General features: G+C 73.7%; 22 protein-coding genes. 6 read left to right on the top strand and 16 right to left on the bottom strand.

From position 1 onward, the window contains the following. Positions 1-8 precede the first annotated feature (8 nt). Positions 9-1,889, top strand: coding sequence for a serine/threonine-protein kinase (locus ACIGW4_RS05455; RefSeq protein ID WP_399578641.1), 1,881 nt, complete (start codon positions 9-11; stop codon positions 1,887-1,889). Between the two features lie 104 nt (positions 1,890-1,993). Here the strand turns inward: ACIGW4_RS05455 and ACIGW4_RS05450 are convergent, their stop codons facing one another. Continuing rightward, a complete protein-coding gene (locus ACIGW4_RS05450; RefSeq protein WP_399578639.1) occupies positions 1,994-2,899 on the bottom strand; it encodes a LysR family transcriptional regulator in 906 nt (301 codons plus the stop codon). A 101-nt stretch (positions 2,900-3,000) separates the two neighbouring features. On the opposite strand from ACIGW4_RS05450, the gene ACIGW4_RS05445 reads away from it, so the two are divergent. Next, complete coding sequence (locus ACIGW4_RS05445) at positions 3,001-3,831, top strand: oxidoreductase (RefSeq protein WP_123453212.1); 831 nt, start codon at positions 3,001-3,003, stop codon at positions 3,829-3,831. 52 nt (positions 3,832-3,883) lie between these two features. Here the strand turns inward: ACIGW4_RS05445 and ACIGW4_RS05440 are convergent, their stop codons facing one another. Next, positions 3,884-5,167: an adenylosuccinate synthase gene (locus ACIGW4_RS05440; protein WP_093875340.1), complete on the bottom strand. Its 1,284-nt coding sequence runs from the start codon at positions 5,165-5,167 to the stop codon at positions 3,884-3,886. Positions 5,168-5,277: 110 nt separating this feature from the next. Here ACIGW4_RS05440 and ACIGW4_RS05435 point away from each other — a divergent pair, with 110 nt between their 5' ends. Together ACIGW4_RS05435 and ACIGW4_RS05430 are read left to right on the top strand one after the other, a co-directional pair. Then, the gene (locus tag ACIGW4_RS05435; protein WP_123453214.1) at positions 5,278-6,102 is read left to right on the top strand and encodes a diacylglycerol kinase; all 825 of its coding nucleotides are present in this window, start codon (positions 5,278-5,280) and stop codon (positions 6,100-6,102) included. A gap of 148 nt (positions 6,103-6,250) precedes the next feature. Further along, positions 6,251-7,561, top strand: a complete 1,311-nt coding sequence (locus ACIGW4_RS05430) for a hypothetical protein (protein WP_399578635.1) — start codon at positions 6,251-6,253, stop codon at positions 7,559-7,561. Here the strand turns inward: ACIGW4_RS05430 and ACIGW4_RS05425 are convergent, their stop codons facing one another. Then, a complete protein-coding gene (locus tag ACIGW4_RS05425; protein ID WP_123453217.1) occupies positions 7,562-8,065 on the bottom strand; it encodes a GbsR/MarR family transcriptional regulator in 504 nt (167 codons plus the stop codon). It lies immediately after the preceding gene. A gap of 62 nt (positions 8,066-8,127) precedes the next feature. Between ACIGW4_RS05425 and ACIGW4_RS05420 the strand changes: the two genes are divergently transcribed. Further along, positions 8,128-9,027, top strand: coding sequence for an ATP-binding cassette domain-containing protein (locus ACIGW4_RS05420; RefSeq protein WP_398708221.1), 900 nt, complete (start codon positions 8,128-8,130; stop codon positions 9,025-9,027). Continuing rightward, positions 9,024-10,625: an ABC transporter permease gene (locus ACIGW4_RS05415; protein ID WP_399578632.1), complete on the top strand. Its 1,602-nt coding sequence runs from the start codon at positions 9,024-9,026 to the stop codon at positions 10,623-10,625. Before ACIGW4_RS05420 ends, ACIGW4_RS05415 begins: the two co-directional genes overlap by 4 nt. Before the next feature lie 3 nt (positions 10,626-10,628). On the opposite strand, the gene ACIGW4_RS05410 is transcribed toward ACIGW4_RS05415, so the two are convergent. The 13 genes from ACIGW4_RS05410 to fbaA all read right to left on the bottom strand — a co-directional run bounded on the left by ACIGW4_RS05410 (position 10,629) and on the right by fbaA (position 26,744). Continuing rightward, on the bottom strand, positions 10,629-11,825 hold the full coding sequence (locus tag ACIGW4_RS05410) for a cytochrome P450 (protein ID WP_399578630.1): 1,197 nt from the start codon (positions 11,823-11,825) through the stop codon (positions 10,629-10,631). 111 nt (positions 11,826-11,936) lie between these two features. Beyond that, positions 11,937-12,599 carry a response regulator transcription factor gene (locus ACIGW4_RS05405; protein WP_123453225.1) on the bottom strand — a complete coding sequence of 221 codons (663 nt, stop codon included), beginning with the start codon at positions 12,597-12,599 and terminating at the stop codon, positions 11,937-11,939. After that, a complete protein-coding gene (locus ACIGW4_RS05400; RefSeq protein WP_123453227.1) occupies positions 12,596-13,909 on the bottom strand; it encodes a sensor histidine kinase in 1,314 nt (437 codons plus the stop codon). Before ACIGW4_RS05400 ends, ACIGW4_RS05405 begins: the two co-directional genes overlap by 4 nt. Positions 13,910-13,992: 83 nt before the next feature. Then, on the bottom strand, positions 13,993-16,209 hold the full coding sequence (locus tag ACIGW4_RS05395) for an FG-GAP repeat domain-containing protein (RefSeq protein WP_399578627.1): 2,217 nt from the start codon (positions 16,207-16,209) through the stop codon (positions 13,993-13,995). Positions 16,210-16,307: 98 nt separating this feature from the next. Next, a complete protein-coding gene (locus ACIGW4_RS05390) occupies positions 16,308-17,177 on the bottom strand; it encodes an alpha/beta hydrolase (protein WP_359586771.1) in 870 nt (289 codons plus the stop codon). Positions 17,178-17,270: 93 nt separating this feature from the next. Then, the gene (kynU, locus tag ACIGW4_RS05385) at positions 17,271-18,509 is read right to left on the bottom strand and encodes a kynureninase (RefSeq protein ID WP_399578624.1); all 1,239 of its coding nucleotides are present in this window, start codon (positions 18,507-18,509) and stop codon (positions 17,271-17,273) included. Continuing rightward, positions 18,502-19,353 carry a tryptophan 2,3-dioxygenase gene (locus ACIGW4_RS05380; RefSeq protein WP_123453233.1) on the bottom strand — a complete coding sequence of 284 codons (852 nt, stop codon included), beginning with the start codon at positions 19,351-19,353 and terminating at the stop codon, positions 18,502-18,504. Before ACIGW4_RS05380 ends, kynU begins: the two co-directional genes overlap by 8 nt. Positions 19,354-19,474: 121 nt before the next feature. Then, positions 19,475-20,338 (bottom strand): DUF3152 domain-containing protein, encoded by an 864-nt coding sequence (locus tag ACIGW4_RS05375; RefSeq protein WP_399578621.1) that lies wholly within the window; start codon positions 20,336-20,338, stop codon positions 19,475-19,477. A 75-nt stretch (positions 20,339-20,413) separates the two neighbouring features. Beyond that, positions 20,414-20,827, bottom strand: coding sequence for a DUF3151 domain-containing protein (locus tag ACIGW4_RS05370; protein WP_041129967.1), 414 nt, complete (start codon positions 20,825-20,827; stop codon positions 20,414-20,416). Positions 20,828-20,841: 14 nt separating this feature from the next. Beyond that, positions 20,842-22,317 carry an MFS transporter gene (locus tag ACIGW4_RS05365; RefSeq protein ID WP_359586767.1) on the bottom strand — a complete coding sequence of 492 codons (1,476 nt, stop codon included), beginning with the start codon at positions 22,315-22,317 and terminating at the stop codon, positions 20,842-20,844. An 87-nt stretch (positions 22,318-22,404) separates the two neighbouring features. Further along, complete coding sequence (locus ACIGW4_RS05360; protein WP_399578618.1) at positions 22,405-24,381, bottom strand: YncE family protein; 1,977 nt, start codon at positions 24,379-24,381, stop codon at positions 22,405-22,407. A gap of 107 nt (positions 24,382-24,488) precedes the next feature. Further along, positions 24,489-25,649 carry a MalY/PatB family protein gene (locus ACIGW4_RS05355; RefSeq protein ID WP_123453242.1) on the bottom strand — a complete coding sequence of 387 codons (1,161 nt, stop codon included), beginning with the start codon at positions 25,647-25,649 and terminating at the stop codon, positions 24,489-24,491. Positions 25,650-25,721: 72 nt separating this feature from the next. Next, positions 25,722-26,744 carry a class II fructose-bisphosphate aldolase gene (fbaA, locus tag ACIGW4_RS05350; RefSeq protein WP_123453244.1) on the bottom strand — a complete coding sequence of 341 codons (1,023 nt, stop codon included), beginning with the start codon at positions 26,742-26,744 and terminating at the stop codon, positions 25,722-25,724. Positions 26,745-26,966 lie beyond the last annotated feature (222 nt).

Genomic DNA, 26,966 nt, shown 5'->3' with positions numbered 1-26,966 from the left:
CTGGCGACGTGGAGTCATTGCACGCGGAAGATCCGGTCAGCGTCGGCCCGTTCCGCCTGATCGGCCGCCTCGGGGTCGGCGGGATGGGCCGGGTGTTCCTGGCGCGCTCGGCCGGCGGGCGGACCGTCGCGGTCAAGGTGGTGCACGCGGAGCTGGCCGCCCATGACGAGTTCCGGCGCCGCTTCGCCCGCGAGGTCGCCGCCCTGGAACGGGTCGGCGGCACCGGCACCGCGCCCGTCCTCGGCTCGGACACCACCGCCGACTCGCCGTGGGTCGCCATCGGGTACGTACCGGGACCCTCGCTGCGGACCGTCGTCGGCGACGAGTTCGGGCCGCTGCCGCCCGCGACCGTACGGGCCCTTGGGTCCGGGCTCGCCCGCGCCCTCGACCACATCCACGCCGCCGGGCTCGTCCACCGCGACCTCAAGCCGTCCAACGTGCTGCTGACCGTCGACGGGCCGCGGATCATCGACTTCGGCATCGCCCGCGCCGTCGACACGGTCGACACCGGCGGCAACCTGACCACCACCGGGGCGGTCGTCGGCTCCCCCGGCTTCATGTCGCCCGAACAGGTCCGCGGCGACCACGTCGGCCCCGCGTCGGACGTCTTCTGCCTCGGGTCCGTGCTCGCGTACGCGGCGACCGGCCGCGCCCCCTTCGGCACGGCGGACAGCGGCGTCCACGCCACCATGTTCCGCATCGCCCACGACGAGCCCGACCTGACGGACCTCCCGCCCGAGCTCTCCGGACTCATCCGGGCCTGCCTCGCCAAGGACCCGGCGGCCCGCCCCACGGCGACCGAGATCGTCGAGACCCTCCCGGTCGCCGACCCCTGGCTCCCGGCGGACGTCCTGGCGCGGCTCGGCCGGCACGCGGCGCGGCTCCTCGAAGCGGAGGGGTCCGCCCCGGCGCAGGGCGCCCCGGCCGCCTCCGACACTCCCCCGCCGGCCGGTGGCGCGCCCGGCACCGCCCCCACCGGGCCCGCGGCGCCCGCGCCCCGGCGCCGGGGCCGTACCGCCCTCCTCGCCGCCGTCACGGCCCTCGCCGTCGCGGCGGCGGCCACCGTCGCGTACGCCTACTGGCCCGGCCGGGGCGACGACGGCACCGTCCGCACCCCGGGCGGCAACGGAAAGGGCACCGGCGCCCGCCCCGCCGGGATCGTCCCCGCCGCCTTCCTCGGCGCCTGGGAGGGCGTCCTCAAGGGCACGGCCAACGCGCCCTACGAGACCAGCCGGATCGAGATCACCCAGGGCCCCGCGGGCGCCAAGACCGCCGTCTACACCCATGTCACCGGCGAACTGCTGTGCATCGGCCGGGCCACCCTGATCTCCGCCACCGACGGCGAACTCGTCCTCGGCGAGGCCGAGATCACCGAGAGCGTCCCCGCCCGGCGCTGCACCCCGGCCGCCCGCCAGACCCTCAGGCTGCGCTCGACCGACGTCGTCGAATGGGGCTCCGGCGTCGCCAGGAGCACCTTCCAGCGGGTCAAGGCCGGTCCGGACGTCGTCCCCGCCGCCTACGTCGGCACCTGGAAGCAGGCGCCGGACACGGTGACCCAGCCCGAGCCCGACCGCTGGTCCTACCAGGTCACGATCGTCCAGGGCCCGGTCGGCGCCCCGCTCGTCCGCTTCGAGCAGGCGTACCCGCGCATGGACGACCAGGGGAACCTGCTCGCCGACGACGTCCGCTGCGCGACCACCGCCGTCGTCGGCGGCGCGGGCTCCCTCCTCGTCATCGGCCCGGAGACCCGCGACCCGGACAGCTGGGACCCGGACTGCGCCGAGAACGGCTCCAGCAACCTCCGCATCACCCACTGGCAGGGCAAGGAGCGGCTCCAGGTGTACGGGATGACCAGCGACGGCGAACCGGCCGAGTTCGTCAGGGAGTAGCTCCCGGCCGAGTTCGTACGGGAGTAGCCCCCGGGGCCGGTCGACGGCGCCGGCGGTGGCGGCGTTCCCACAAGCGCCCGACGCCCCGTCGGTGCGAGGCGGGTTCAGGCCTCGCGGGAGACGACTTCGGACGCCGCGCGGGCGTAGTCGTGGACCAGGGGGCGGGGGTCGGTCGCGCGCCAGGCGAGGGCGAAGCGGCTCGGGGCGACGCCGTGGACGGGGCGGGTGACGACGCCGCCGCGGGTGAGGAGCGAGGCGTTCCCGGCGGCGACCAGGCAGACGCCGAGGCCGTCGACCAGCGCCTCGTACGCCTCGTCCGCGCTGGCGATCTCGGCGCCGACGACCGGCGGCCGGCCGCCCCGGGCCTCCACGGCCAGCCAGTGGTCGCGGAGTTCGGGCCCGGTGGCGGGGAGGGCGAGGAAGGGCTCGTCGAGGAGCTCGGCGAAGTCCAGGCACTCGCGGGCCGCCAGCGGATGCGCCTCCGGGAGGGCGACGAGCCGGGGCTCGGTCGCGACGACGACCCAGCGGAAACGGTCCGCCCCGGCCAGCGGCAGCCACACAAAGGCCACGTCGCTGTCGCCGTCCGCGAGGCCCGCCGTCGGGTCCTCCCAGCCCACCTGGCGCAGCCTGAGCCGGGCCTCCGGGTGCGCCTCGGTGAACCGGGACCGGATCGCGGGCAGCAGCCCGCCGCGGCCGGGGCTGGTGCTCATGCCGACGACCAGGGTGCCGTCGGCGGCCGCCCTCGCCCGCCGTAACGCCTCCCGGCCCTCCTCCCACGCGGCGAGCACGGCCCGCGCGTGCGGCAGCAGGGCCGTGCCGACGGGGGTGAGGGCCACGCCCTGCCGGCCGCGGTCGAAGAGGGGCGCGCCGAGCTGCCGCTCCAGGGCCCGGATCTGTTTGCTGAGCGCGGGCTGCGAGACGTACAGCCGCTCGGCGGCCCGCGTGAAGTGGAGCTCTTCGGCGACCGCGAGGAAGTAGCGGAGGTCCCGCCCGTGCACATCCATAACCATGGGCTATCACGCCGGATCTTGGACGGACAACATCCTTCCGTCCCAAGCTTGTTGGGACAGCGAGCTGCCACCGGGCAGCACCCACGAGGGGGAGTACGGACATGAGCAAGGTCTGGCTGATCACGGGCGCCAACAGCGGCTTCGGGCGCGCCTTCGCCGAGGCCGCGATCGCCGCCGGCGACGTCGTCGTCGCCGCGGCCCGCCGCACCGGGACCCTGGACGACCTGGTCGCCGCGCACCCGGATCAGGTGGATCCGGTCGCCCTGGACGTGACGGACCACGCGGCCGTCGACCGGGTGGTCGCCGAGCTCGTCGAGCGCCACGGCCGCGTCGACGTCCTCGTCAACAACGCGGGCCGCACCCACGTCGGCTCGGTCGAGGAGACCACCGACGAGGAGCTCCGCTCCCTCTTCGACGTGCACGTCTTCGGCCCCGCCGCCCTCACCCGCGCCGTCCTGCCCCACATGCGGGCCCGCCGCTCGGGCGCGATCGTGCAGATCAGCAGCATGGGCGGCCAGATGTCGCTGCCCGGCTTCGGCGCCTACAGCGCGACCAAGTTCGCCCTGGAGGGCCTCTCCGAGGCCCTCGCCGCCGAGGTCCGGCCGCTCGGCATCGACGTCCTCGTCGTCGAGCCCGGCGCCTTCCGCACCAGCCTCCTCGGGAGCGGCGGCGTCAGCGGGGGCGCCATCGAGGACTACGCCGACACGGTGGGCGCCACCCGCGCCTACGTCGAGACGGGCAGCGGCACGGAGGAGGGCGACCCGGCGAAGGCCGCGGCGGCGGTCCTCGCGGCCCTGAACGCCGACGAGACCCCGCTCCGCCTCGCCCTCGGCTCCGACTCGATCGACGCGATCCACGCCCACCTGGACCAGGTCCGCTCGGACCTGAACGCCTGGGACAAGGTCGGCCGGGACACGAAGGTGGACGGCTGACGGACACACGGAAGGGCCCGCACCCCCAGGGGTGCGGGCCCTTCCGGCGTTCCTACAGGAACGAGTTGATCTCGATCGTCTCCGTGCGGCCGGGGCCCACGCCGATCGCGGAGATCGGCGCGCCCGACATCTCCTCCAGCGCCTTCACGTACGCCTGCGCGTTCTTCGGCAGGTCCGCGAAGGTCTTCGCCTTGGTGATGTCCTCGGACCAGCCCGGCAGCATCTCGTAGATCGGCTTCGCGTGGTGGAAGTCGGTCTGCGAGTACGGCAGCTCCTCGACGCGCTTGCCGTCGATCTCGTACGCGACGCAGACCGGGATCTGCTCCCAGCCCGTCAGCACGTCGAGCTTGGTGAGGAAGAAGTCCGTCAGGCCGTTGACCCGGGTCGCGTAGCGGGCGATGACCGCGTCGAACCAGCCGCAGCGGCGGTCACGGCCGGTGGTGACACCGCGCTCGCCGCCGATGCGGCGCAGCGCCTCGCCGTCCTCGTCGAACAGCTCCGTCGGGAACGGGCCGGCGCCGACGCGGGTCGTGTACGCCTTGAGGATGCCGATGACACGGGAGATCTTCGTCGGGCCCACGCCCGCGCCCGTGCAGGCGCCGCCCGCGGTCGGGTTCGAGGAGGTGACGAAGGGGTACGTGCCGTGGTCGACGTCGAGGAGCGTGCCCTGGCCGCCCTCGAAGAGCACGACCTTGTCCTCGTCGAGCGCGTTGTTGAGGATCAGGGTGGTGTCCGCGACGTACGGCTTGATCTGCTCCGCGTACTGGAGCATCTCCTCGACGATCTGCGCGGCGTCGATCGCGCGGCGGTTGTACAGCTTTGCGAGGAGCTGGTTCTTCCCCTCCAGGGCCGCTTCGACCTTCTGGGTGAGGATCGACTCGTCGTACAGGTCCTGGACCCGGATGCCGACGCGGTTGATCTTGTCGGCGTAGGTCGGGCCGATGCCGCGACCCGTGGTGCCGATCTTGCGCTTGCCGAGGAACCGTTCCGTCACCTTGTCGAGGGTGACGTTGTACGGGGTGATCAGGTGGGCGTTGCCGCTGATCAGGAGCTTCGACGTGTCGACGCCGCGCTCGTTCAGTCCGCTCAGCTCGGAGAGCAGGACCGCCGGGTCGACGACGACACCGTTTCCGATCACCGGGGTGCACCCCGGGGAGAGGATTCCGGAAGGGAGGAGATGCAGCGCGTACTTCTGGTCGCCGACGACGACCGTGTGGCCGGCATTGTTGCCGCCCTGGTAACGCACCACGTAGTCCACGGATCCACCGAGCAGGTCGGTGGCCTTTCCCTTGCCCTCGTCACCCCACTGAGCACCGAGCAGCACAAGTGCGGGCACAGGCGTACACCCCTTCCGGGTGGGGCATGTCCAAGGTCAGGGGGCGTACGCCGCCTCACCGGTGTGCCCCGGAATAGACGAAGCCCCTGGCGCAATAGCGCAAGGGGCTCTTGCACAAAGATGCTACCCGAGGAAGGACCGAGGTGTCGGATCACGACCAGCTGCTGGTCATCGTCGACCCGGTCGCCCGCCGAAATGACGGCGAGTCCGTACGGATCGCGAAAGACGTGCTGTCCGCGGGCGCGGAGGCGAAGATCTGCCTGCCGGACGGCCCCGAGGAATTCTGCCGGGCCCTGGCCCGGCGCGGCTCCCGGCGCCCCGTCGTCCTCGGCGACGACCGCGCGCTGCTCCGCACGGTGGCCCTGCTGCACCGCGAGCGGGAGCTCGCCGAGGGGGCCCTCTCGCTCGTCCCGATCGGCGCCCCGGACGATCTCGCGGTGGCCCACGCGCTCGGCGTGCCGCGCTCCACTCCGACGGCGGCGCGGACGGTCCTGCACGGCGCCGTGCGCCGTCTCGACCTGCTCGTCGACGACAGCGACGGCGTCGTCCTCGGCGACCTCCTGGTGCCCGGCCTCCCCGTCCTCGTCCCGGCGGCGCCGTCCGTCTGGGGCACCTGCCGCTCCCTCGTCCGTACGCTGGTCCGCCCGGCGCCCGTGGCCGCGACCCGGCTGCGCGTCGAGGCCGACGGCGTGCTCCTCGCCGACGTCGACACGCCCGTGGAGGGCCTGTCGGTCCGCTCCACGGGCGGTACGGCGGAGGTGACCGTCCGCCCGTCGGCGGCCCCGCCGCGCCGCGCGACCGCCCGCACCCTCACGGTCTCGGGCCCGGACTTCCGCTACCGCGCGGACGGGCGGGTCGCGGGGCCGGTGCGGCGGCGGACGTGGACGGTCAGGGCGGGGGCGTGGGGGCTGACCCTGCCCCGGGACGCCGCCTAGGGAGCGTCTTCTGGACAGTGCCGGGCGCGCGGGGCCGGCCCGAAGGGGCAGCTCCCGGACCGCCCTCGCTCCGATTGCCGCTGGCGCGTCGCTCTCCTCAGGCCCTAGCGTCGACGCAGGGTGACCAGAGGGGCGGGGGAGACGCGCGATGACGTGTGCGCTGGACGTCGAGGAGACGGCGGCCGAGCTGGGGCGGTACCGGCGAAGAGCGGAGCGGCTGGTCGTCGGGGGCGGCGTGACGGTGGCCCTGGCCGTCGGTCTCGGGGCCCTCGGTGCCTCCGGGCCGGTCCTCGCGGTCCTCGCGCTCGGGATCGTCGCGATGGGCGCCGGGGCCGGCTCGCTGGTCCTCGCGCGGCGGATGCGCCGGACCCTCGGCGCGGGCGTCTGGTCGGCGCACCCCGCCGTGGCGGTCGGCCAGAGCCGGTACGCGACGAGCGTCGTGCTGCGCTCCCCGGGCGGTGCCGAGACGTGGCCGCTGACGGTGATCGCGACCCGGGAGCGCTACGAGCTGCTGCGGCCGGGCCCGGACGGCGTGCTGTGGTGGTGCGGCGACCCGCGCGCGGGCGGGGTCCTCGCCGCGCCCGGCGGCGGGCCGCTGATCTGGGCGAAGCCGATGCGCGGCGCGCGCGTGCGCCGCCGGATCGTGGCGCACGCGGAGGCGGAGGGCCTGATGCGCCGGGCCGCCCCGAAGCAGCCGCAGGGGCCCGTGGACGTCACCGAGCACATCACCGTGGACGGCCTTTCCGTACGCCTCGACGGACTGCCCCGCGCGGCCGGACCGGCGTACGCGGATCTCGCCGCGCACGCCCGGCGGCAGGCCGCGCCGCAGGGCAAGGCGCTCCGCCCGGAGGCGGACGTGCGCCGGGTGGCCTGGTGGCGGGTGCGGGGTCTGCGGAGGGTCGCCGGGGTGCCCCGCGTGCTGATCGCGCTCGCGTTCTGCGCGGCCGTCGGCGCGGCCGCGCTGACCGGGCCGCCGAAGGGGGACGTCCCGATGCTGTACGGCATCGGCCTGCTGGTCCTGGGCGCTCTCGCGCACTCCTGCCACCGGCTGCTGGTCGCCGGCAGGCCCGCGGCGCGGCTGATGGCCCGGGCCGCGTCCGCCGCCCCGCCGACCCCGCGCCGGTACGTCCTGCTGTACGACCCGCACGGCGGCGGCCCCGTCCTGGTGCTGTTCCCCGTCCACGGCGGCCCGTACGTCCAGCCCGAGGGGCTGCTCCCGCTGATCCCTCCCGGCCCGCCGAAGAGGCCGCGCCGCGGGCTGCCGGCCCGGCCCGTCGGCACCGCCTGGCTGCACGGCCTGCGGGACTTCGCCCCCGGCGGCCGCACGCCGTTCGTCGTGCCCTGGATCGACGGGCGCCCGCTGTGGCCGGCGGAGCCGTACCGGAAGAGCGACGGGGGGCCGGAGTTCACCGCGCTCCTGGAACGGCTCGCCCCGCCGCTGGAGACCCGAGTCCCCTGATCAGCCCGCCCGCGCCTCCTTGTGGGCACGCCAGCGGCCCATGATCCCGGCCATCTCGCCGTGCAGGAAGGCGAAGAACTCGGCCGTCTCCGCGATGCGGCGGCCCGCCGCGCTGTCCGCGCCGAGGGTCGTGGCGCCCTCGTCGAGGACCTTCTCCCAGCGGACCAGGACCTGGTCGCGGCGGGTGAAGGTCTCGTACCAGAGCTCGTTGTGGAGGACGTACCGGTCGCGGCGCGTGCCGGGGTCGCGCTCGCGGCTGACCATGCCCACCCGGGTGAGGTAGCCGATCGCGCCGGAGACGGCGGCGGGGCTGATCCGCAGCTGTTCGGCCAGCTCGGCCGAGGTCATGGAGGCCGTCTCGGAGGCGAGGAGGGCCGCGAAGACGCGGCTCGCCATCCGCTGCATCCCGGCGGCGGTCATCTCGGCGGCGAAGCGCTCCACGAAGCGGGAGACCGCCTCGTCGCCGGTCCCGTCGGTCTTCGTCGTCATCTCGCTCTCACCCATCCTCTGACTTTATACGGTTCCTTAACTTCACAAATTTGTGAAACTACCGTACGTTCAGAAGCATGACGAAGGCAATCAGCGTCGTCGGACTCCACAAGTCCTTCGGGCGCACCCACGCCCTCGACGGCCTCGACCTCACCGTCGAGACCGGCGAGGTCCACGGCTTCCTCGGCCCCAACGGCGCCGGGAAGTCCACCGCCATCCGGGTCCTCCTGGGCCTCCTCCGCGCCGACTCCGGCGCCGCGCAACTCCTCGGCCGCGACCCCTGGGCCGACGCCGTCGAGCTGCACCGCCGCATCGCGTACGTCCCCGGCGACGTGACGCTCTGGCGCAACCTCTCCGGCGGCGAGGTCATCGACCTGTACGGCAGGCTGCGCGGGAGCGGCCGCCTCGACAGGTCCCGGCGGGCCGAGCTGATCGAACGCTTCGAGCTCGACCCCACCAAGAAGGGCCGCACCTACTCCAAGGGCAACCGGCAGAAGGTCGCCCTGGTCGCCGCCTTCGCCGCCGACGTCGACCTGCTCGTCCTCGACGAACCGACCAGCGGCCTCGACCCGCTGATGGAGGAGGTCTTCCAGAGCTGCGTCGAGGAGGCCCGCGACCTGGGCCGGACCGTCCTGCTGTCGAGCCACATCCTCAGCGAGGTCGAGGCGCTCTGCGACCGGATCAGCATCGTCCGCAAGGGCCGCACCGTCGAGTCGGGTTCGCTCGCGCAGCTGCGGCACCTGACCCGCACCAGCGTCACCGCCGAACTCGCCGGACCGCCCAACGGCCTCGCCCACCTGCCGGGCGTCCACGGCCTGGACACGCAGGGCAGCCGCGTGCGGTTCCAGGTCGACACCGACAAGCTCGACGCCGTCCTCCGCTCCCTGACCGCCTCGGGCGTACGGAGCCTGACCTCCACCCCGCCCACCCTGGAGGAGCTCTTCCTCCGGCACTACACGGACGAGGTGGCGTCATGACCCTCGCCGGCACCGCCGTCCCCACCCGGAGCGGGCCCCTCACCGGCACCGGCGCCCTCACCCGGCTCGCGCTCCGCCGCGACCGGCTGACGCTCCCCGTCTGGGCGCTCGTCACCGGCGGCCTGGTCGCGAGCGGCGCCGGCTCCCTGGACGGGCTGTACTCCACGGCCGCCCAACGGGCCGAGCTCGCCGCCTCCATGACCGCCAACAGCTCGATGCGCGCGCTGTACGGGCCGGTCTTCGGCGACTCCCTCGGCGGGCTCGTCGCCTGGCGCTTCGGCACCTTCGGCGCGGTCCTCGCCGCCGTCGCGAGCCTGATCGTGGTGGTCCGGCACACCCGCGAGGAGGAGGAGACGGGCCGTCAGGAGATGCTCTCCGCGGGGGCGGTGGGCCGCCGGGCCCCGCTGACGGCGGCGCTCCTCTCCGCCCTCGTCCTCAACACGGCCGTCGCCCTCCTCGTCACCGCCGGCCTCGCCGGGCAGGGCGCGGCCGGGGCGCTCGCGCTCGGTCTGGCGATCGGCGGCACCGGCATGGTCTTCGCGGCCACGGCCGCGCTCGCCGCCCAGTTCACGGAGAGCGCCCGGCTCGCCAAGGGCCTGGCGGCGGCCGTCCTGGGCCTGGCGTTCGTCCTGCGGGCGGCCGGCGACTCCGGCACGGCGGACGGCGGTTCGGTCCTGACCTGGCTCTCGCCGGTCGGCTGGGCCGAACACGTCCGCGCCTTCGCCGGCGAACGCTGGTGGGTGCTGCTCCTGATCCTCGCCGCCGTCCTGGCGCAGACGGCGGCGGCGTACGCGCTGACCGCCCGCCGGGACGTCGGCGCGAGCTTCCTCCCGACCCGGCCGGGCCCGGCGGAGGGGCGGCTCGCGACGGCCGGGGCGCTCGCGTGGCGGCTCCAGCGCGGCACGCTCCTCGGCTGGTCCCTCGGCTTCCTGCTCGGCGGGCTCGTCTTCGGCGGGATGGTCGAGGGCGCGGCCGACATCGTCGGCGACAACGAACAGGCCCGGGAGATCTTCGAGCGGATGGGCGGCCAGAGCGCGCTGACCGACGCCTTCCTCGCCACCATGGTCTCCCTCCTCGGGATGCTCGCTGCGCTGTACGCGGTCGGGTCCGTGCTGCGGGCGCACGGGGAGGAGACCTCGGGCCGGGCCGAACCGCTCCTCGCGGGCTCCCTCGGCCGGCTCCGCTGGGCCGCCGGGCACCTGGTGACCGCCTTCGGCGGCTCGGTCCTGATCCTGGTCCTCGGCGGGCTCGGCCTGACCCTCTCCTACGGGCACGGGCCCGGCCCGATCCTGGGTGCCGCGCTCGTCCAGCTCCCGGCCGTCTGGACGCTCGCCGGCCTCGCGGTCCTGCTCTGGGGCGCCGTCCCCAAGGCCGCGACCGCCGCGTGGGGCGTGGCCGGGCTCTGCCTGGCCCTCGGCTGGATCGGCCCCGCGCTCGACCTGCCGCAGGCCGTCCTGGACGCCTCCCCCTTCGGGCACCTGCCAAGGCTGCCGGGCCCGGACATGGCCTGGCCCCCGGTCCTGGTCCTGACGGCCCTGGCGGCGGCCCTGACGGCGGCGGGCCTGGCGGGGCTGCGCCGCCGGGACGTCAACGGCTGAGCGTCACACCTCCACGAGCAGCTCCTCGAAGCCCCGGATGACGTACCCCGGCTTCCACACCGGTTCCGCCGCGAGCCTCAGCCCCGGCGCCTGCCTCAGCAACTCGCCGAAGACGGCGGTCAGTTCGAGGCGGGCGAGCGGGGCTCCGAGGCAGTAGTGGATGCCGGCGCCGAAGGTGACGTGCGGGTTGTCGGCCCGTTCGAGGTCGAGGACGTCGGCGGTGGGGCCGAAGCGGGCGGGGTCGCGGTTGGCGGAGCCGAAGAGGAGGGCGACCTCGGAGCCGCGCGGAAGGGTGACGCCGCCGAGCTCGATGTCGTCGAGGACCCAGCGCTCGAACATCTGGAGCGGCGTGTCGTAGCGCAGAAGTTCTTCCACAGCTGTGGACAACTTTTCGGGATCCGGCCGGACGCCCTCCCTGAGCAGCGTCCACCAGCCGTTGACCGTGGTGTTGACGGTGGCCTCGTGGCCCGCGTTGAGGAGCAGGACGCAGGTGGAGATCATCTCCTGCTCCGTCAGCTCCTCCACCGCGACCAGGGACGAGATCAGGTCGTCTCCCGGGCTCTTCCGCCGCCGCGCGATCAGCTCCCGCAGGTAGTCCGAGAACTCCACCGAGGCCTCGACCGCCCGCCGGGCCGTCTCCTCCGAGGGATTCAGCTCGAACATCCCGCAGATCGCCGCCGACCAGGGCCGCAGCCGCGCCCGCTCCTCGTCCTCGGCCGGGACGCCGAGCATCTCGGCGATCACCGCGACCGGCAGCGGCTCGGCGACCCGCGCGAGCAGATCGCCGCCGCCGTCGGCGACCAGTTCCCCGACCAGGTCCGCGGCCAGCCTCCGTACCGTCGGCGCCAGGTTCTCCACCGTCCTCGGCGTGAACGCCTTCGAGACGAGCCGCCGGATCCGGCTGTGGTCGGCCGCCTCCAGATCGAGCAGCCCGTGGTCGTTGAGCGTGTGGAACGGCTCGTACGCGGCGTCCGGCGCCTCCCGCCCGAACTCCTCGTGCGTGAAGCGATGGGTGTACGTCCGGCCCAGGCGCCGGTCCCGGAGGAGCGCGGACACGTCCTCGTGGTGCGGGATCAGCCACTGGCGGGTGGGGGCGTGCCAGTGGGCGCGCCCGGCGGCGCGCAGCTCGGCGTAGGCGGGATACGGGTCGGCGACGAACTCCGCGGACCAGGGGTCGTACACAGCGTCAACAGCGTCCATGCCCGGACGCTACTCCCGGACCGGGGCACCGTCTCCGTACCGGAGCCTCGCCCGTACCGGCGCCGCCCTCGTACCGGAGCCTCGACCGTACCGCCGCCCCGTGCCGGCGCCTCACCCGCCGACCCGCACCAGCCCCGCCTCGTACGCGAAGACCGCCGCCTGCGTGCGGTCGCGCAGGCCCAGCTTCACCAGGATCCGGCTGACGTGCGTCTTGATCGTGGACTCGGCGACGACGAGGTGGTCGGCGATCTCGGCGTTCGACAGGCCCTGCGCGATGAGGACGAGGACCTCCGTCTCCCGCTCGGTCAGCTCCCCGATCTGCGCCGTCGCCGGCGGGCGCGCAGACGTCCCCGGCGCCTTCGCGAACTCGGTGATCAGCCGCTTGGTGACCGTCGGCGCGAGCAGCGCCTCACCGGCCGCGACCACCCGGACGCCGTCCGCGAGCTGCCGGGCCGAGGCGTCCTTGAGGAGGAAGCCGGATGCTCCGGCGCGCAGCGCCTGGTACACGTACTCGTCGAGGTCGAAGGTGGTCAGGACCAGCACCTTCGCGTCCGCGTCGGCGGCGACGATCTCCCGGGTGGCCTCGATGCCGTTCAGCTCGGGCATCCGGATGTCCATGAGGACCACGTCGGGCCGGAGGGCCGCGACCTGCGCGATCGCCTCCCGGCCGTTGACCGCCTCGCCGACGACCTCGATGTCCGGCATCGCGCCGAGCAGCACCGAGAAGCCCTCGCGGACCATCATCTGGTCGTCGACGATCAGTACGCGGATCACTGCACGGCCTCCTCACGGCTCACGGGGACGAAGGCCGTCACCTCGTAGCCGCCGTCGTCGGTGGCCTCGGCCGTCATCTCCCCGCCCAGCATCGTCACACGCTCCCGCATCCCGGTGATGCCGTGGCCCGCGCCCGGCGAGGGCTTCACCAAGCCCCGGGCGGGACCGTTGGCGATCCGCAGCCCGAGGCCGCCCAGGACATAGCTGACCTCGACCTTCGCCGCCGCGCCCGGCGCGTGCCGCAACACGTTCGACAGGGCCTCCTGGACGATCCGGTACGCGGAGAGCTCCACGCCCTGCGGCAGCTCGCGCACCGCGCCGGTCACCGTCTTCTCCACGTCGAGCCCGGCCTCCCGCACGTTGCGGACCAGCGCGTCCAGGTCGGCGAGGGTCGGCTGCGGCGCGTCGGGCGCCTCGTAGTCCTCGGCCCGGACGACCCCGAGGATGCGGCGCAGCTCGGTCAGCGCGGCGACGGCGTTCTCCCGGATGGTGAGGAACGCCTGCTCCAGCTCCGGCGGCGGGTTCTCCACCCGGTACGGCGCGGCCTCCGCCTGAATGGCGACCACCGACATGTGGTGGGCGACGACGTCGTGCAGCTCCCGCGCGATGGTCGTCCGCTCCTCCAGGAGGGTCCGCTTCGAACGCTCCTGCGCGGTGACGGTCTGCTGGGCGGTGACCTCGCGGGTCGCCTGGCGGCGGACCTGGAAGACGGTGACGGTGAGGAGGGCGAGGGCGGCGACGAACAGCAGCGGCACCGAGTCGGAGGTGACGCCGATGCCGAGGAACATCTCGGCGAAGAAGCAGTAGCCCGCCGTCACCAGCCACATCCACGCGGCGGTACGGGGCCGGGTGCGGGCGGCGACGACGACGAGGACCACGAGGTGCGCGGCCAGCGAGTTCGCCGCCCAGGGCCAGCCGACCTCGTAGCTGGCGAGGTACCCCACGAAGGGCGTCGTGCCGAGCGAGGCCCAGAAGGCGAGGACCGGCCGGACCAGGGTGAGCAGCACGATCGCGGCCGGCACGAGGGCGGTCAGGAGCCCGAACGGACCGATGGCGCCGTGGTAGCGCTCCATGCCGATGATGAAGACGATCATCGCCGCGAAGGCGACGACCGCGTGCGGCAGCAGCCCCGCGTACACCCGTATCCGCTCCGGCAGGAAGCGCGTCGGACCGCCGTGCACGTCCATGCGCGGCAGCGGCCGGTAGGCGAAGGCGTCGTGGAAGAGTTCCTGGCGCAGCCCGCCGAGCGCCACCTGCACCAGGCGGAACTCGGGGCTGCGGCTCGTCTCGGGGGACTGTGTCTGGGTCACACCGAAAACGGTACGGGGGGCGGGGGGCCCGGTCGTCCCGCTGGATGCGGATCCTTCCGGGTCCCCCTTGAGGACTAGAGCTCTTACAGGACGTTGTTGAACTTGGAGCCCTCGCCCGCGTACAGCGACGTCGCCTGGCGAGCGGCGAAGGGGGCGGTGGCGTTGCCCGTCGAGCGGTAGACGTACGTGCCGGCCGACCCGTACGCGATCAGGTCGCGGCGGCCGTCGTTGTCGAGGTCGCCGGCGCCGACGAGCTGGGAGTAGGCGCCCCAGCCCCCGCCGATCTTCACGCGGAGGGAGAAGCCGCCGGTGCCGTTGCCCTGGTAGAGCCAGAGGGTGCCGGCGGTGTCGCGGGCGACCATGTCCCCGGCGGCCGTGCCGGCGATGTTCCCGACGGCGGTGAGCTGGTTGTAGCCCTGCCAGTTGCCGCCGAGGCTCACCCGGGGCGCGTACGGCTTGGCGTAGCTGCCGGTGCCCTTGTAGAACCACAGGGCGCCGGCGCCGTCCGTGGCCACCAGGTCGGGGCGGCCGTCGCCGTCGAGGTCCGAACCGGCGGCGATCTTGTTGTAGATCTGCCAGCCCGTGCCGACCTTGACCCGGGGGGCGAACGTGCCGTCGCCCTTGCCGAGGTAGAGCCACTGCACGCCGGAGCCGTCGACCGCGATCAGGTCGCCGGGGGCGGCGCCGCCGGCGTTGCCGACGGCCTCGATCTGCTTGTACACCCCCCAGCCCGAGCCGATCTTCGCCCGCTGCGCCGACTTGACCTGGCCGTTCACCGGGCGGTCCCGCAGGTCGTCGCGCCACAGCACGCCGGAGGCGTCCCGGGCGAGGACGTCGGTGGAGCCGTTGTCGGTGTAGTCGTGCGGGTCGGCCGTGCGGACGACGTTCATCTTCCAGCCCTGGTAGGCGGGCTCGCCGATGCCGTCCAGCGGCGTCGCCTCGGCCTCCACGGCGTACGTGCCGTTCGGCGCGTCCACGCCCGCGATGACACCGTCCCAGTCGAAGGAGAACAGGGTGCCGGTGGCCGGCGCGGTCACGCGCTTCGTGAACTCCTTGCCGGTCGCGATGTGCGTGAGCGTGACGTCCAGGTAGGCGTCGGCGCGCGACAGCGTCCAGCCCAGGGTGACCTTGCCGCCGGTCTTGTCGAGCTCGGCCGTGTCGGGCACGTGGACCTGCTGGATCTCCAGCGGCTCCCAGATCACCGGCGTGCCCGTCTCCGCGAGCTTGGTGACGGCCGGGGTGCCGTCCTGGGCGACCGCGACGCGGAACAGCCCGCTGCCGTCGGCGGCCCGGCTGCCCTGCAGCACCGCGCTGCCGTCGGCCGAGGACGCCCAGGCCGAAGCGGTGATGCCGAGCTCGCGGATCTCGCCGCTGGTCAGGGAGACGGCGCGGGCGGGCGTCCCGGGGTTGCCGTAGACCAGCCACTCGCCCACGAGCGCGCTGTACCACTGGGCGGTGTGGGCGCCCAGGACGGTCTTCTTCTCCGCGCCCGTCCTGCGGTCGACGGACGTGATGAAGTCGCCGGTGCCGGACTCGTAGCCGAACCAGGTCACGTGGGAGGCGGAGAAGTCCAGGCCGCCGTAGCCGATCCCGCCCTCCGGGGCGGCGTACGTCGCGGTGACCGTCCCGGCCGCCACGTCGACCAGGGCCCGGCCGCCGGTCCGCTTCTCCGCCGGTCCCGTCTCGTACCCGACGAGGACGGAGCCGTCGTGGAGCGGCGAGCCGAAGAAGTCGGAGGCGTCCGTCGGCAGGCCCGCGATCTTGCGGCTGGTCGTCGTGGCGCCGTCCTTGGTGACGACGCGCAGTTCCTTCGTGCCGTCCGTGTTCGTGATCTGCGCGAGGACGCTCGTCGGGCTCAGCACGGCCACGTAGTTGCCGTTCAGCGCGGCGAGGTCGATGTCGACGCCCGGGGCGAACGGCGTGGCCATGTTCCGCAGGGTGAGCGCACGCATGTTGGCGGTCCAGGAGGCGTCACCGAGGACGACCACGTCGCCGCCCGTCGTGAAGCCGCCTCCCTCGGGCTGCTGGAGCCGGACGGACTTCCCGCCGTCGTTCGGCGTCCAGAGCAGGTTCCTCGTGCCGTCCTGGGCGAAGGAGTAGGTGAGGAAACCGGTGGCGCCCACGCCCCCGAGCCGGGAGCCCTCGGCGACGACGGGCAGGGTCGCGTCGGCCGAGACCGCGGCCGGCGTCGCGGCGAAGGCGGCCGGCGCGGTGGCGAGCGTGCCGGCGCCGAGGGCGGTGACGGCGAGGACGACCGTGACGGCGGTGGCGAGACGGGCGCCGGTGGAACGGATCTGCAAGGTGAAACCCCCACGAGGAAGATCGGACACGGGAAGGCCGTGCCTGATGAGACTCGTGACCCGTTCGAAGGGTTGTACGGGAATCCGGAGTTCCGGGCTCACCACGCCAGCTGGGCGATCTCCTCCGCCACCACCGCGCACGCGTCCGCCGCCGGGTCGATCAGCGGGAAGTGGCCGATGCCCTCCAGGAGCGTCAGGCCGACCTCCTCGCCCGCCTTCGCCGCCGCCTCCGCGTACGCGTCGGCCACCGCGTACGGCACGACGACGTCCTCACGGCCCTGGACGAGGGTCGTCGCGATGCCGGTCGGCAGGAGGACGGCGGGGTCCGCGGACGCCGCCCTCGCCGCGTACTCCGCCTCGCCGCCCAGGAGTTCCGTGACCGCGCCGCCGCACACCCCGAGCTCCACCGCCCGCCCGAAGTGGGCGATCGGGGCGAGGGCGACGACGCCGCGGAGCTCCGGCGGGGCCGGCAGGCGCCAGCGCGAGTCCGCGGGCAGGACGTGCCGGGCGGCGGCCCACAACGCGAGGTGGCCGCCCGCCGAGTGGCCGGTGAGGACGGTCCGCCGCGGGTCGGCCTGCGGGAGGTGCGCGGCGGCCAGGTCCGTCACGGCGTCGAGCGCCGCCGCCACGTCGTCGAAGGTCTCCGGCCAGCGTCCGGCGACCGGGGCCGTGCCGCCCTGGTGGGGGAGGCCGGGGCCGCGCCGGTACTCGACGTTGGCCACGGCGAAGCCCCGGCGGGCCAGGAAGTCCACGAAGGGGGTCAGGTGCTGCCGGTCGTACGGCGCCCGCCAGGCGCCGCCGTGCAGGGCGACGACGAGCGGGGCCCGGGTGCGCCCGTCGCGCGGGGCGTAGAAGTCGACCACCTGGTCCGGGTGGTCGCCGTACGCGGCGGTGGCGTCCGGGGCGACGGCCGGGTGCGAGAAGGCCGACGCCTCTTCGGCGGCATCGCGCGCGGCGGGGTCCGGCATGCTGTTCCAACCTCTCGGGTGCGGGGCCGAATTGGCCTGACCTGCGGGGACGGTACCAGCACCGGGACCCCCGCAGATCAGGCGATCATCCGATCAGCCGCCGAGGCCCCCGAGGACGTCCGCGAGGGTCCGGGCCGCCCGCTCCGCGTCCGCGAAGCCCACGTACAGCGGGGTGAAGCCGAACCGCAGGACGTCCGGGCGGCGCAGGTCGCCCACGACCCCGCGCTTGATCAGCTCCGTCATGACGGCGGGCGCGTCCGCGCAGCTCAGCGCCACCTGGCTGCCGCGCTCACCGTGCGCCGCGGGGGTCACGGAGGTGACCCGGCCCTCGGGGACGTACGCCTCGACGCACTCCAGGAAGAAGTCCGTCAGCGCCAGCGACTTGGCCCGGACGTCCTCGACCGCGACGCCGTCCCAGACGTCGAGCGCCGCTTCGAGGGCCAGCATGGACAGGATGTCGGGCGTGCCGACCCGGCCCCGGAGCGCGCCGTCCGCCGCCTCGTAGCCGGGGGTCATGCCGAACGGGTCGGCGTGCGAGTTCCAGCCGGGCAGCGGCGAGTCGAAGGCGGCCTGGTGGCGCTCGGCGACGTACAGGTACGCGGGCGAACCGGGGCCGCCGTTCAGGTACTTGTAGGTGCAGCCGACGGCCAGGTCGACCCCGTGGGCGTCCAGGCCGACGGGCAGGGCGCCCGCGCTGTGGCACAGGTCCCAGACCGCGAGCGCGCCCGCCGCGTGGAGCGCGGCGGTGAGTCCGGGCAGGTCCTGGAGCCGGCCCGTGCGGTAGTCGACGTGGTTGACGAGCGCGAGGGCCGTGCGGTCGCTCACCGCGGCCGCCATGTCGGCCGGGTCGCATGCCACGATCTCGTGACCCGTCATCCGTGCCGCGGACCGCGCGATGTACCCGTCCGTGGGAAAGGTCGTCGCGTCGACGAGGATCTCGTCGCGGTCTCCGCCGTTCAGCCGGGCGGCGGCGACGACCGCCTTGAAGACGTTCACGCTCGTCGAGTCGCCGACCACGATCTGCCCCGGGGCGGCGCCGACGATCGGGGCGATCCGGTCGCCGATCCGCTCGGGCGCGGTCCACCAGCCGGACTCGTCCCAGGAGCGGATGCGCAGCTCGCCCCACTCGCGGGTGATGACGTCGGCCATGCGGGCCGGGACGTGCGCGGGCAGCGCTCCGAGGGAGTTCCCGTCGAGGTAGACGGTCTCCTCGTCGAGGGCGAACTTCGCGCGGTGCCCGGCGAGGGCGTCGGCGGCGTCGAGCTCCCGGGCCCGCTCGCGAAGGGCGTCGGCGTCGGATTCCGGGGCCCGCTTCAGGAGGTCGTCAGACATGGCTGCGGGCCGTCCAGAGCTCGGGGAACACGTTCTTCTGGGCCCGCTTCTCCAGCCAGGCCACGCCCGCGGAGCCGCCGGTGCCGGTCTTCGCGCCCATCGCGCGCCGGGTCGCCACCAGGTGGTCGTTGCGCCAGCGCCAGACCAGTTCGGCGACGTCGCTCAGGGCCTCGCCGAGCCGGACGAGCTCGCCGTTCTGGTCGGCGTCCGCGTAGATGCCGGCCCAGACCGCCTCGACCTCGGGCGAGGGCTCGTACCGCTGCGCCAGGTCACGGCCGAGGACTTCCTGCGGTACGGGCAGGCCGCGCCGGGCGAGGAGGCCGAGGACCTCGTCGTACAGGCTGGGCTCGTGCAGGGCCTTCTCCAGCTCGGCGTGGACGCGGGGCGCGCCCCGGTGCGGGACGAGCATGGACGCGGACTTCTCGCCGAGCAGGAACTCCATCCGCCGGTACATCGCCGACTGGAAGCCGGAGCCCTCGCCGAGCGCCGCCCGGTAGGCGTTGAACTGGCCGGGGGTGAGCTGGGCGAGCGGCCGCCAGGAGTGGTTGAGGGCCTCCAGCTCGCGCACCGAGCGCTTGAGCGCGTCCATCGCGACGGGCACCCGGTCCTCGCGCAGGGCGCGGCTCGCGGTCTCCCACTCGTGGACGATCACCGTGAACCACAGCTCCATGACCTGGGTCGTGACCAGGAAGACCATCTCGCCGGGGTCGTCCGAGCGGAGGTGCTGGAGGTGGGTGAGGACGTCCGCCTGGACGTAGTCCTCGTACGGCGTCGTGCCCGCGAAGTCGAGGTTCGGGTCGTCGACGACCGAGCCGGCTCCGGAGGCATCGGGGAAGGTGGACATTTCTGTCTCCTCGATACGGGCTACCGGGTAGCGGTCCGCTCCACCGTGCGCGCTCTGCTGGGCGCCACGGGAGCTCCGGTCCCCTCGGGAGGCGCGCCTCTTCGCGCGCGTCCCAAGCGCATCATGACACGATCGGGCCCGTGATGTAGATCCCCTCTTCGTCATACGGAAAAGCGTTCGAACGGCAGCCGTTCAGGCCCTTGATCTGCTGCATCATCGCGGGCGCGAGCCTGCCCGGCCCCGGGCAGCCCAGGTGCGAGCGGATGCCGATCTCGTGTCCCACCTCGTGGTTGATGATCAGGTGCCGGTACTCGGCGGGCTCCCCCGCGAAGGTCGGCGAGCCGAGCATCCACCGCTTGAGGTTCACCACGACGCCGTCGGCGGTCTCGCAGTTCAGCTCGCCGTGGGTGCGGTAGCCCTGCCGCGCGCAGAGGGCGTCGGCGGTGTCCGGGGTGGCGATCCTGATGACGAAGTCGGCGTCCTCCGAGACCAGCTGGAACCGGCCCCGGCCGTGCGCGGCCCAGCCGCGCGGATGGGCCAGGATCCGCTGGATCTCCTCGGCCGTCCCGCGCGCCGAGAGCGCGATGCCGTCCTCGACCTGGACCCGGTAGCGGCGCAGGGTGCCGCCGTGGCCGACGGGCTCGCCCGAGGCCTGCGCGGTGGTGAAGGTGCCGGAGCCGGACTGCGGGACGGTGGTCCTCTTCGGTGTGGGCCCGGGTGCGGGGAGCCGTGTCCTCCCGGGAGCCGGTTCCGGCTTCGGCTTCGGCTTCGCCGCCGTGGGCCGGGGACGCGGCGCGGTCGCCGTCGACGCGGTCGCCGCCGGTGCCGCCGCCCCGGGTGCGGGCCCGCTCTGGAGGTGCGCGAGAGAGGCCCCGAGACCGAGCGAGACCGTCACCAGGGCCAGGACCGGGAGGCTGAGGCGGGTCCCCGACGCGCGTTTCCTCCTCGTTCCCCGGCGTCCTGCGGGTAAGGCACGTTTCCCCACGACAGACTTCCCCCCCTGAGTTCGAACGCCCTTTCCCCATGACGGGGAAAGGGCGTCCCTCAGTTCCGGGAAACGTCAGCCGAGCGTCTCCGCCGCCGTCTCCGAGGAGTCGCGCAGGAAGGTCGTGCAGCGCTCGTACTCGTCCTTCTCGCCGATGTCGCCGGCCGCCCGGGCCAGGGCGTGCAGCGCGCGCAGGAAGCCGCGGTTCGGCTCGTGCTCCCACGGCACCGGGCCGTGGCCCTTCCAGCCGTTGCGGCGCAGCGCGTCCAGGCCGCGGTGGTAGCCGGTACGGGCGTAGGCGTACGACTCGACGACCGCGCCGCGCTCGTAGGCGTCGTCGGCGAGCCGGGCCCAGGCGAGCGAGGAGGTCGGGTACTTCGCGGCGACGTCCGCCGGCGCCGTGCCGTTCGCGAGCAGTTCGCGCGGGCCCGGGTCGTCGGGCAGGTGGGTGGGGGCCGGTCCCCCCAGGAGGTTCTCGTGGATGGCCATGGGGCCAGTCTGCCTCAGGACCCCGCCCCGCCGTCCGCCCCGTGGACGGGGAGGTCCCGCCGCCCCGGGTCCAGGGGCGGCGCCTGCACCCCGCAGTGGACCCTGCACCCCGGGTGGCAGCCCGCCGGCGCGGCCGGGGTCCGCATGGTCGTCCAGGCGAGGACCGCGCCCGCCACCAGGACCCCCGCGCACATCGGCATCGCCCGCCGGAACGTCTCCCCGAACTCGTCCGCCGAGCGGTACGCCTCCGGCCCCATCCCGGCCAGCAGCGGCAGCGCGGCCACCGCGATCAGCCCGGCCGCGCGGGCGGCCGCGTTGTTGATGCCGCTCGCGAGGCCCGCCCTGGACACGTCCACCGAGGCGAGGACGGTCGCGGTCAGCGGGGCGACCAGGGCCGTCATGCCGAGCCCGAGGACGAGCATCGCCGGCAGCACGTCCGTCACGTACGAGGCGTCCTCCCCGACCCGCAGCATCAGCAGCATCCCGCCGGCGCACAGCAGCGGCCCCACCGTGAGCGGGATCCGGGGCCCGATCCTCTCCCCCAGCTCCCCGGACTTCGCCGACAGCAGCAGCATGAGCACGGTCGTCGGCAGCAGCGCCACACCGGCGCCGAGCGCCGAGTAGCCGGCGACCACCTGGAGCTGGAGGGCCGCCAGGAAGAAGAAGCCGCCGAAGGCCGCGTACACGCACAGGGTGACCAGGTTGACCACCGTGAAGAGGCGGGAGCGGAAGATCGACGGGGGCACCATCGCCCGCTCCCCGCGCCGCCGCTCCACCACCACGAACCCCGCCCCGACCAGCACCCCGGCCGCCCCCGCCCACCAGGCCGCGCCGATCAGCGCATACGTGACGAGGGCGAGCGCCGCCGCGCCCAGGACCGCGCCGAGCACGTCGAAGCGGCCGTGCGCCGTCTCGTCCCGCGACTCCGGCACGTGCCGCAGGGCGACCGGCACGCAGACGGCGGCGAGCGGCACGTTCAGCAGGAACACCCACCGCCAGCCGGGCCCGTCCACCAGCCAGCCGCCCACGAACGGCCCGATCGCCGCGCCCACGCCGCCGAAGCCCGACCAGAGCCCGACGGCCCGCGCCCGGTCGTCCTCGTGGAAGCTCGCCTGGATCAGCGCGAGGGAGCCGGGCGTGAGCAGCGCCCCGCCCACCCCCTGGAGGGCGCGGGCCGCGATCAGCACCCCGGCGTTCGGGGCGAGGCCGCAGAGCAGCGAGGCGAGCGCGAACCACACCACCCCGACGACGAACACCTTCCGCCGCCCGAAGCGGTCGCCGAGCGAGCCGCCGAGGAGGATCAGCCCGGCCAGGGTCAGCATGTAGGCGTTGACCGTCCACTGGAGGACGGCGAGGTCGGCGCCCAGGTCCTCGCCGATGTGCGGCAGGGCGACGTTGACGACGGTCGAGTCGAGCAGCGCCATCCCGGACCCGAGCACCGTGGTGAACACGATCCAGCGGCCCGTCCCGGAGCTCATCCGGATGTCCATGCCTGCATGATCCCGCGAACGACGGAGCCCCGCCCACCGTGTCCGGGGAAACGGTGGACGGGGCTCCTTCCGGACGGGCTCCGGCGGTCAGCGGGTGAAGGTGAAGTACTTCCACGCCCCGAAGGACGTGGTGTTCACGTTGTCGCCGGACGTGCCGTCCACGTACCCCGTGCGGACCCGGGCGCGGATGCCGGCGGCTCCGTCGCCGTCGAACGCGATGTACGCCATGCCGCCGCCGTTCAGCGTCACGTAGTCCTCGCCGCCGGTGCGCCAGGCGCCCTGGTACCAGACCTGGATCTCGTACTTGGTCCGGCGGCCCGGGTACGGGTTGTTCCACGCGGTGACCAGCGGGTCGGTGGTCTGGTGGTACGTCTGGTACCAGATGGTGCCGATCTTGGACCACTTGTAGTGCCGGGACAGCGTGGTCGTCACGCCGGCCTTCGTGTACACGGTGGAGCCGACGTGGGCCCGGCCGGAGCGGGTGTCACCGGCGAAGTCCGCGGTCACCCAGGTGTCCCGGGTCATCCTCGTCGTCACCGACAGCCTGCCCGCCGAGTCGACCGTGCCGCGCTTGAGCAGCCGCTTGGGCTCCGAGCCGTACGGGTCCGCCCAGATCTCCACGGTCCGGTTCCGGTACGTCCAGCCGAGGGAGGCCGTGTACGTCACGTCGGTGCCGTAGGCGACCGTGCGGCGGTTCTGGTCCAGCCTCAGGTGCGTCGGGAAGGGCGCCACCTGCACGGCGGCCGTCCCGGTGGAGTACGCGTGCTTGGCGTCGCCCGGGTACGCCACCTTGTACGAGACCTTCCCGGCCGCGGCCGGGGTGTCCGGGAACGAGAACGTGCCGTTCGTCGCGAGCTTCCGCGTCCCGAGCGCCTTGCCACCGGGGTTCTCGGCGTCGTACCGCGTCACGGTGAGCGGAGTGCCGGCCGGCAGCCCCAGCGTGGAGGCGACCGAGCCGGAGACGGTGAGCGGCTTGTTGATCGGCGCGGTGGCCGGGGCCTTCACCGTCACGGAGACGGTGTGGAGCTTCGGCGACGTGTAGACCCGGAGCGAGTACGCCGACCGGCCCGGCTCCTGCACCGGCACGAAGAGCCGGGTGCTGTCGGGGGCCCACTCGATCCCGCCGTACATGATCGTGCCGTACGCCGCCCAGGCCTTCGTGTCCCGGACGCTCGGCGGGGTCGCGGAGCCGCCCGCGAAGACGAAGGTGTCACCGACGTCGTCGCTGTCCCACGTCTGGCCGGCCACGGTGCCGTCCGGGGCGACGGCCACCTTCTCCGCGGACCCGGACACCGGGAAGTGCTCCTGCTCGGAGAGGTCGGTCAGGCTGAGCCGGGTGAGCGAGGTGACCCGGTCCGCCGCGACGACGCTCTTGCCGTCGGGGGCGATCTCGATGTCCTTCACGAACCCGTCGCGTTTCGTGGACGTGCGGACGACCGGCGTGCCCGAACCGGTGTCGTACACGACGATCGGGCCCGAGCTGATGGTGCCGTCGGCGGCGACGAGCGTGTCCGGCGCAGCCGGGTCGGTGCGGAGGGTGGGCGGACTCGACCAGTCGGCGCCCGTCGTGAGCGCCAGGGTCACGGTCGGCGTGGGCGTGGTCAGGTCGACGGACCCCAGCTCCGAGTCCCAGTTCTCGCCGTAGCCGAACCAGAGCTTCCCGGCGGCGGCCGCGAGGGTCGAGGGCACGGTGCCCTCGCCCGTGGGGTACTCGGCGGTGACGGCCTGCTGCGCCGTGTCGATGGCGACGACCTTGTCCGCGCCCGACACCGCCGCGTACAGCGTGGCCGAGTCGGCGGAGAGATCGAGGTCGCGGACGTAGGGCAGGTTGCCGACGGTCCTGACGAGGTGGCCCGCGAAGTCGGTGACGACCACGCGGCTGTTGTACGTGTCGCTGATGAACAGGCGCTGGTGGGCGCCGTCGACGACCAGGTCGCCGATGGTTCCGACGTTCAGCGGGACGATCGAGTCGGCAGCGGCCGGGGCGACCGTACCGGTGACGATCGCCGCCGAGCCGAACAGGACCGCGAGCGAGGTCGCGGCGGAGAGAGTGCGCTTGCGCACGATGAAGAGACCCCCCAGAAAGCATGGTCTCCGGCCCTCAGAGCGGGGCACGGTGCACGCAGACTAGAACACGTCACCGACTCCGGCCCCGCCGGTATCGCTCTCCGTCAGGCACGGCGCAGCCGGTTCGCCGCCCTGACCAGCGCGTCCACACCCCGCTCGGCCTTGCTCCGGGGGCAGCCGACGTTCAGGCGGACGAAGCCGGGGGTGCCGTACACCCCGCCCGGCATGATCGCGACCTTCTCCACCGCCACCAGCTCCTCCTGGAGCCGGGTCTCCTCGATGCCGAGCGGGCGCAGGTCGATCCAGGCCAGGTAGCCGGCCTGCGGGGGCGTCCAGTCGACCTCCGGAAGGCCTTCCGCGAGGCGCTCCCGGACCACGTCCATCGTCCCCGCCACGTATCCGCGCAGCTCGTCCAGCCAGGCCGCGCCCCGCCGGTACGCGGCGATGTGCGCGGTCAGGGAGAGCACCGCGGGCGAGGCGAGCCCCTCGCCGGTCTCCATGCGCCGGACGAACGCCTCGCGCTCGTCGGGATCGCCGACCACGCCGTACGAGCCGGAGAGCGCCGGAAAGTTGAAGGCCTTCGTGCCGGAGGTGATCAGGGCCCAGCGGCGCCCCCGCCCCGGCTCGGCGATCCGGGTCCAGGGGACGTGCCGGTGGCCCTCGGCCGTCAGGTCGGCGTGGATCTCGTCGCTGACGACGGCCGCGCCGTACCGCTCGGCCAGCTCGGCGAAGACGGTGAGCTCCTCCTCCGTCCACACCCGGCCGGTCGGGTTGTGCGGGGAGCAGAGCAGCAGCATCCGGCTGTCCGGCCGGGCGAGCTCCCGCTCCAGGGCCGCCGGGTCGTCGAGCGGGACGCCCCGCAGCTCGCGGCCGAGGCCGGTGACGGCCTTGCGGAAGCCGTCGTACGTGGGGGTGTGGACGACCACGCCGTCGCCGGGTTCCGTCCACATCCGGAGGAGCTGCGAGAGCTGGGAGAGCACGGAGGGCGCGTACACCAGCGCCCCGGGGTCGATCTCGGCGCCGTACCGGCTCGCGTACCAGTGGCGGATCGCCTCCCGGAACTCGCCGAGGCGCCAGTCGGTGTAGCCGAAGACCCCGTGGTCGACGCGCTCGCGCAGGGCCGCGAGGACCTCCGGCGGGGAGGCGAAGTCCATGTCGGAGATGGTGAAGGGCAGCAGGTCGGGGACGCCGAAGCGATCCGCGATCCCGTCCCACTGGACCGACCAGGTTCCGTGCCGGTCTATCTGCCGGTCGAAGTCGTACATCGGGCCCTCCCGTCGACGGACAACACGACGGGCCCGGCACCTCGGGAGGTACCGGGCCCGTCGGTCACAGGCTTACTTCAGCTTCGTGCCGGCCGAGCGCAGCGCGACACAGGCCTCGCCGACGCGGGCGGCCATGCCGGCCTCGGCCAGCTTGCCCCAGGTGCGCGGGTCGTAGGTGGACTTCTTGCCGACCTCGCCGTCGACCTTCAGGACACCGTCGTAGTTGCGGAACATGTGGTCCACGACCGGGCGGGTGAAGGCGTACTGGGTGTCGGTGTCGAGGTTCATCTTCACGACGCCGTTCTCCAGCGCGGTGGCGATCTCCTCGGCCGTCGAGCCCGAGCCGCCGTGGAAGACGAAGTCGAACGGGTCGGCCTTGCCGAACTTGGCGGCGACGCCCGCCTGGAGGTCCTTGAGGAGCTCGGGGCGGAGCACGACGTTGCCCGGCTTGTAGACGCCGTGGACGTTGCCGAAGGACGCGGCGAGCAGGTAGCGGCCCTTCTCGCCCAGGCCGAGGGCCTCGGCGGTGCGGATGGCGTCGTCGACGGTGGTGTACAGCTCGTCGTTGATCTCGTGGCTGACGCCGTCCTCCTCGCCACCGGTCGGGGTGATCTCGACCTCAAGGATGATCTTGGCGGCGGCGGCCTTCGCGAGCAGCTCCTGGCCGATGGCCAGGTTGTCGGCGAGGGTCTCGGCGGAGCCGTCCCACATGTGCGACTGGAACAGCGGGTTCTCGCCACGGGCGACGCGCTCGGCGGAGACGTCGAGCAGCGGACGGACGTAGCCGTCCAGCTTGTCCTTCGGGCAGTGGTCGGTGTGGAGGGCGACCGTGATGTCGTACTTCGCGGCGACGATGTGCGCGAACTCGGCCAGGGCGACGGCGCCGGTGACCATGTCCTTGTTGTACTGACCGCCCAGGAACTCGGCACCGCCGGTCGAGATCTGGATGATGCCGTCGCTCTCGGCCTCCGCGAAGCCGCGCAGCGCAGCGTGCAGGGTCTGGGACGAGGTCACGTTGATGGCCGGGTAGGCGAACTTGCCTGCCTTCGCCCGGTCGAGCATCTCGTTGTAGACCTCGGGGGTTGCGATGGGCATTCGTCCGCTCCTTGTGATGTGCGGGGTGTGTGCGTTGCTGTCCCTGACCTAGGGGCGACGTCATCGTCGCGGCCCATCTTTCCAGACTCTTGTCCGGGCTCCCACGGGCGTGACATGCCAAGGGGCGGGGTGTTTCACGTGAAACACCCCGCCCCTCAACAAAAGACCAGGTCAGGACGGTTTTTCCGGGCGTCCTGGCCCTAAGTCACGACTTCGCGGCGG

The sequence above is a fragment of the Streptomyces sp. NPDC053513 genome (genome assembly GCF_044544765.1).
In the GTDB taxonomy this organism is placed as follows: domain Bacteria; phylum Actinomycetota; class Actinomycetes; order Streptomycetales; family Streptomycetaceae; genus Streptomyces; species Streptomyces litmocidini.
Note: the sequence above shows the minus strand (reverse complement) of the source record. Positions and strands in the feature narration are given on the sequence as shown.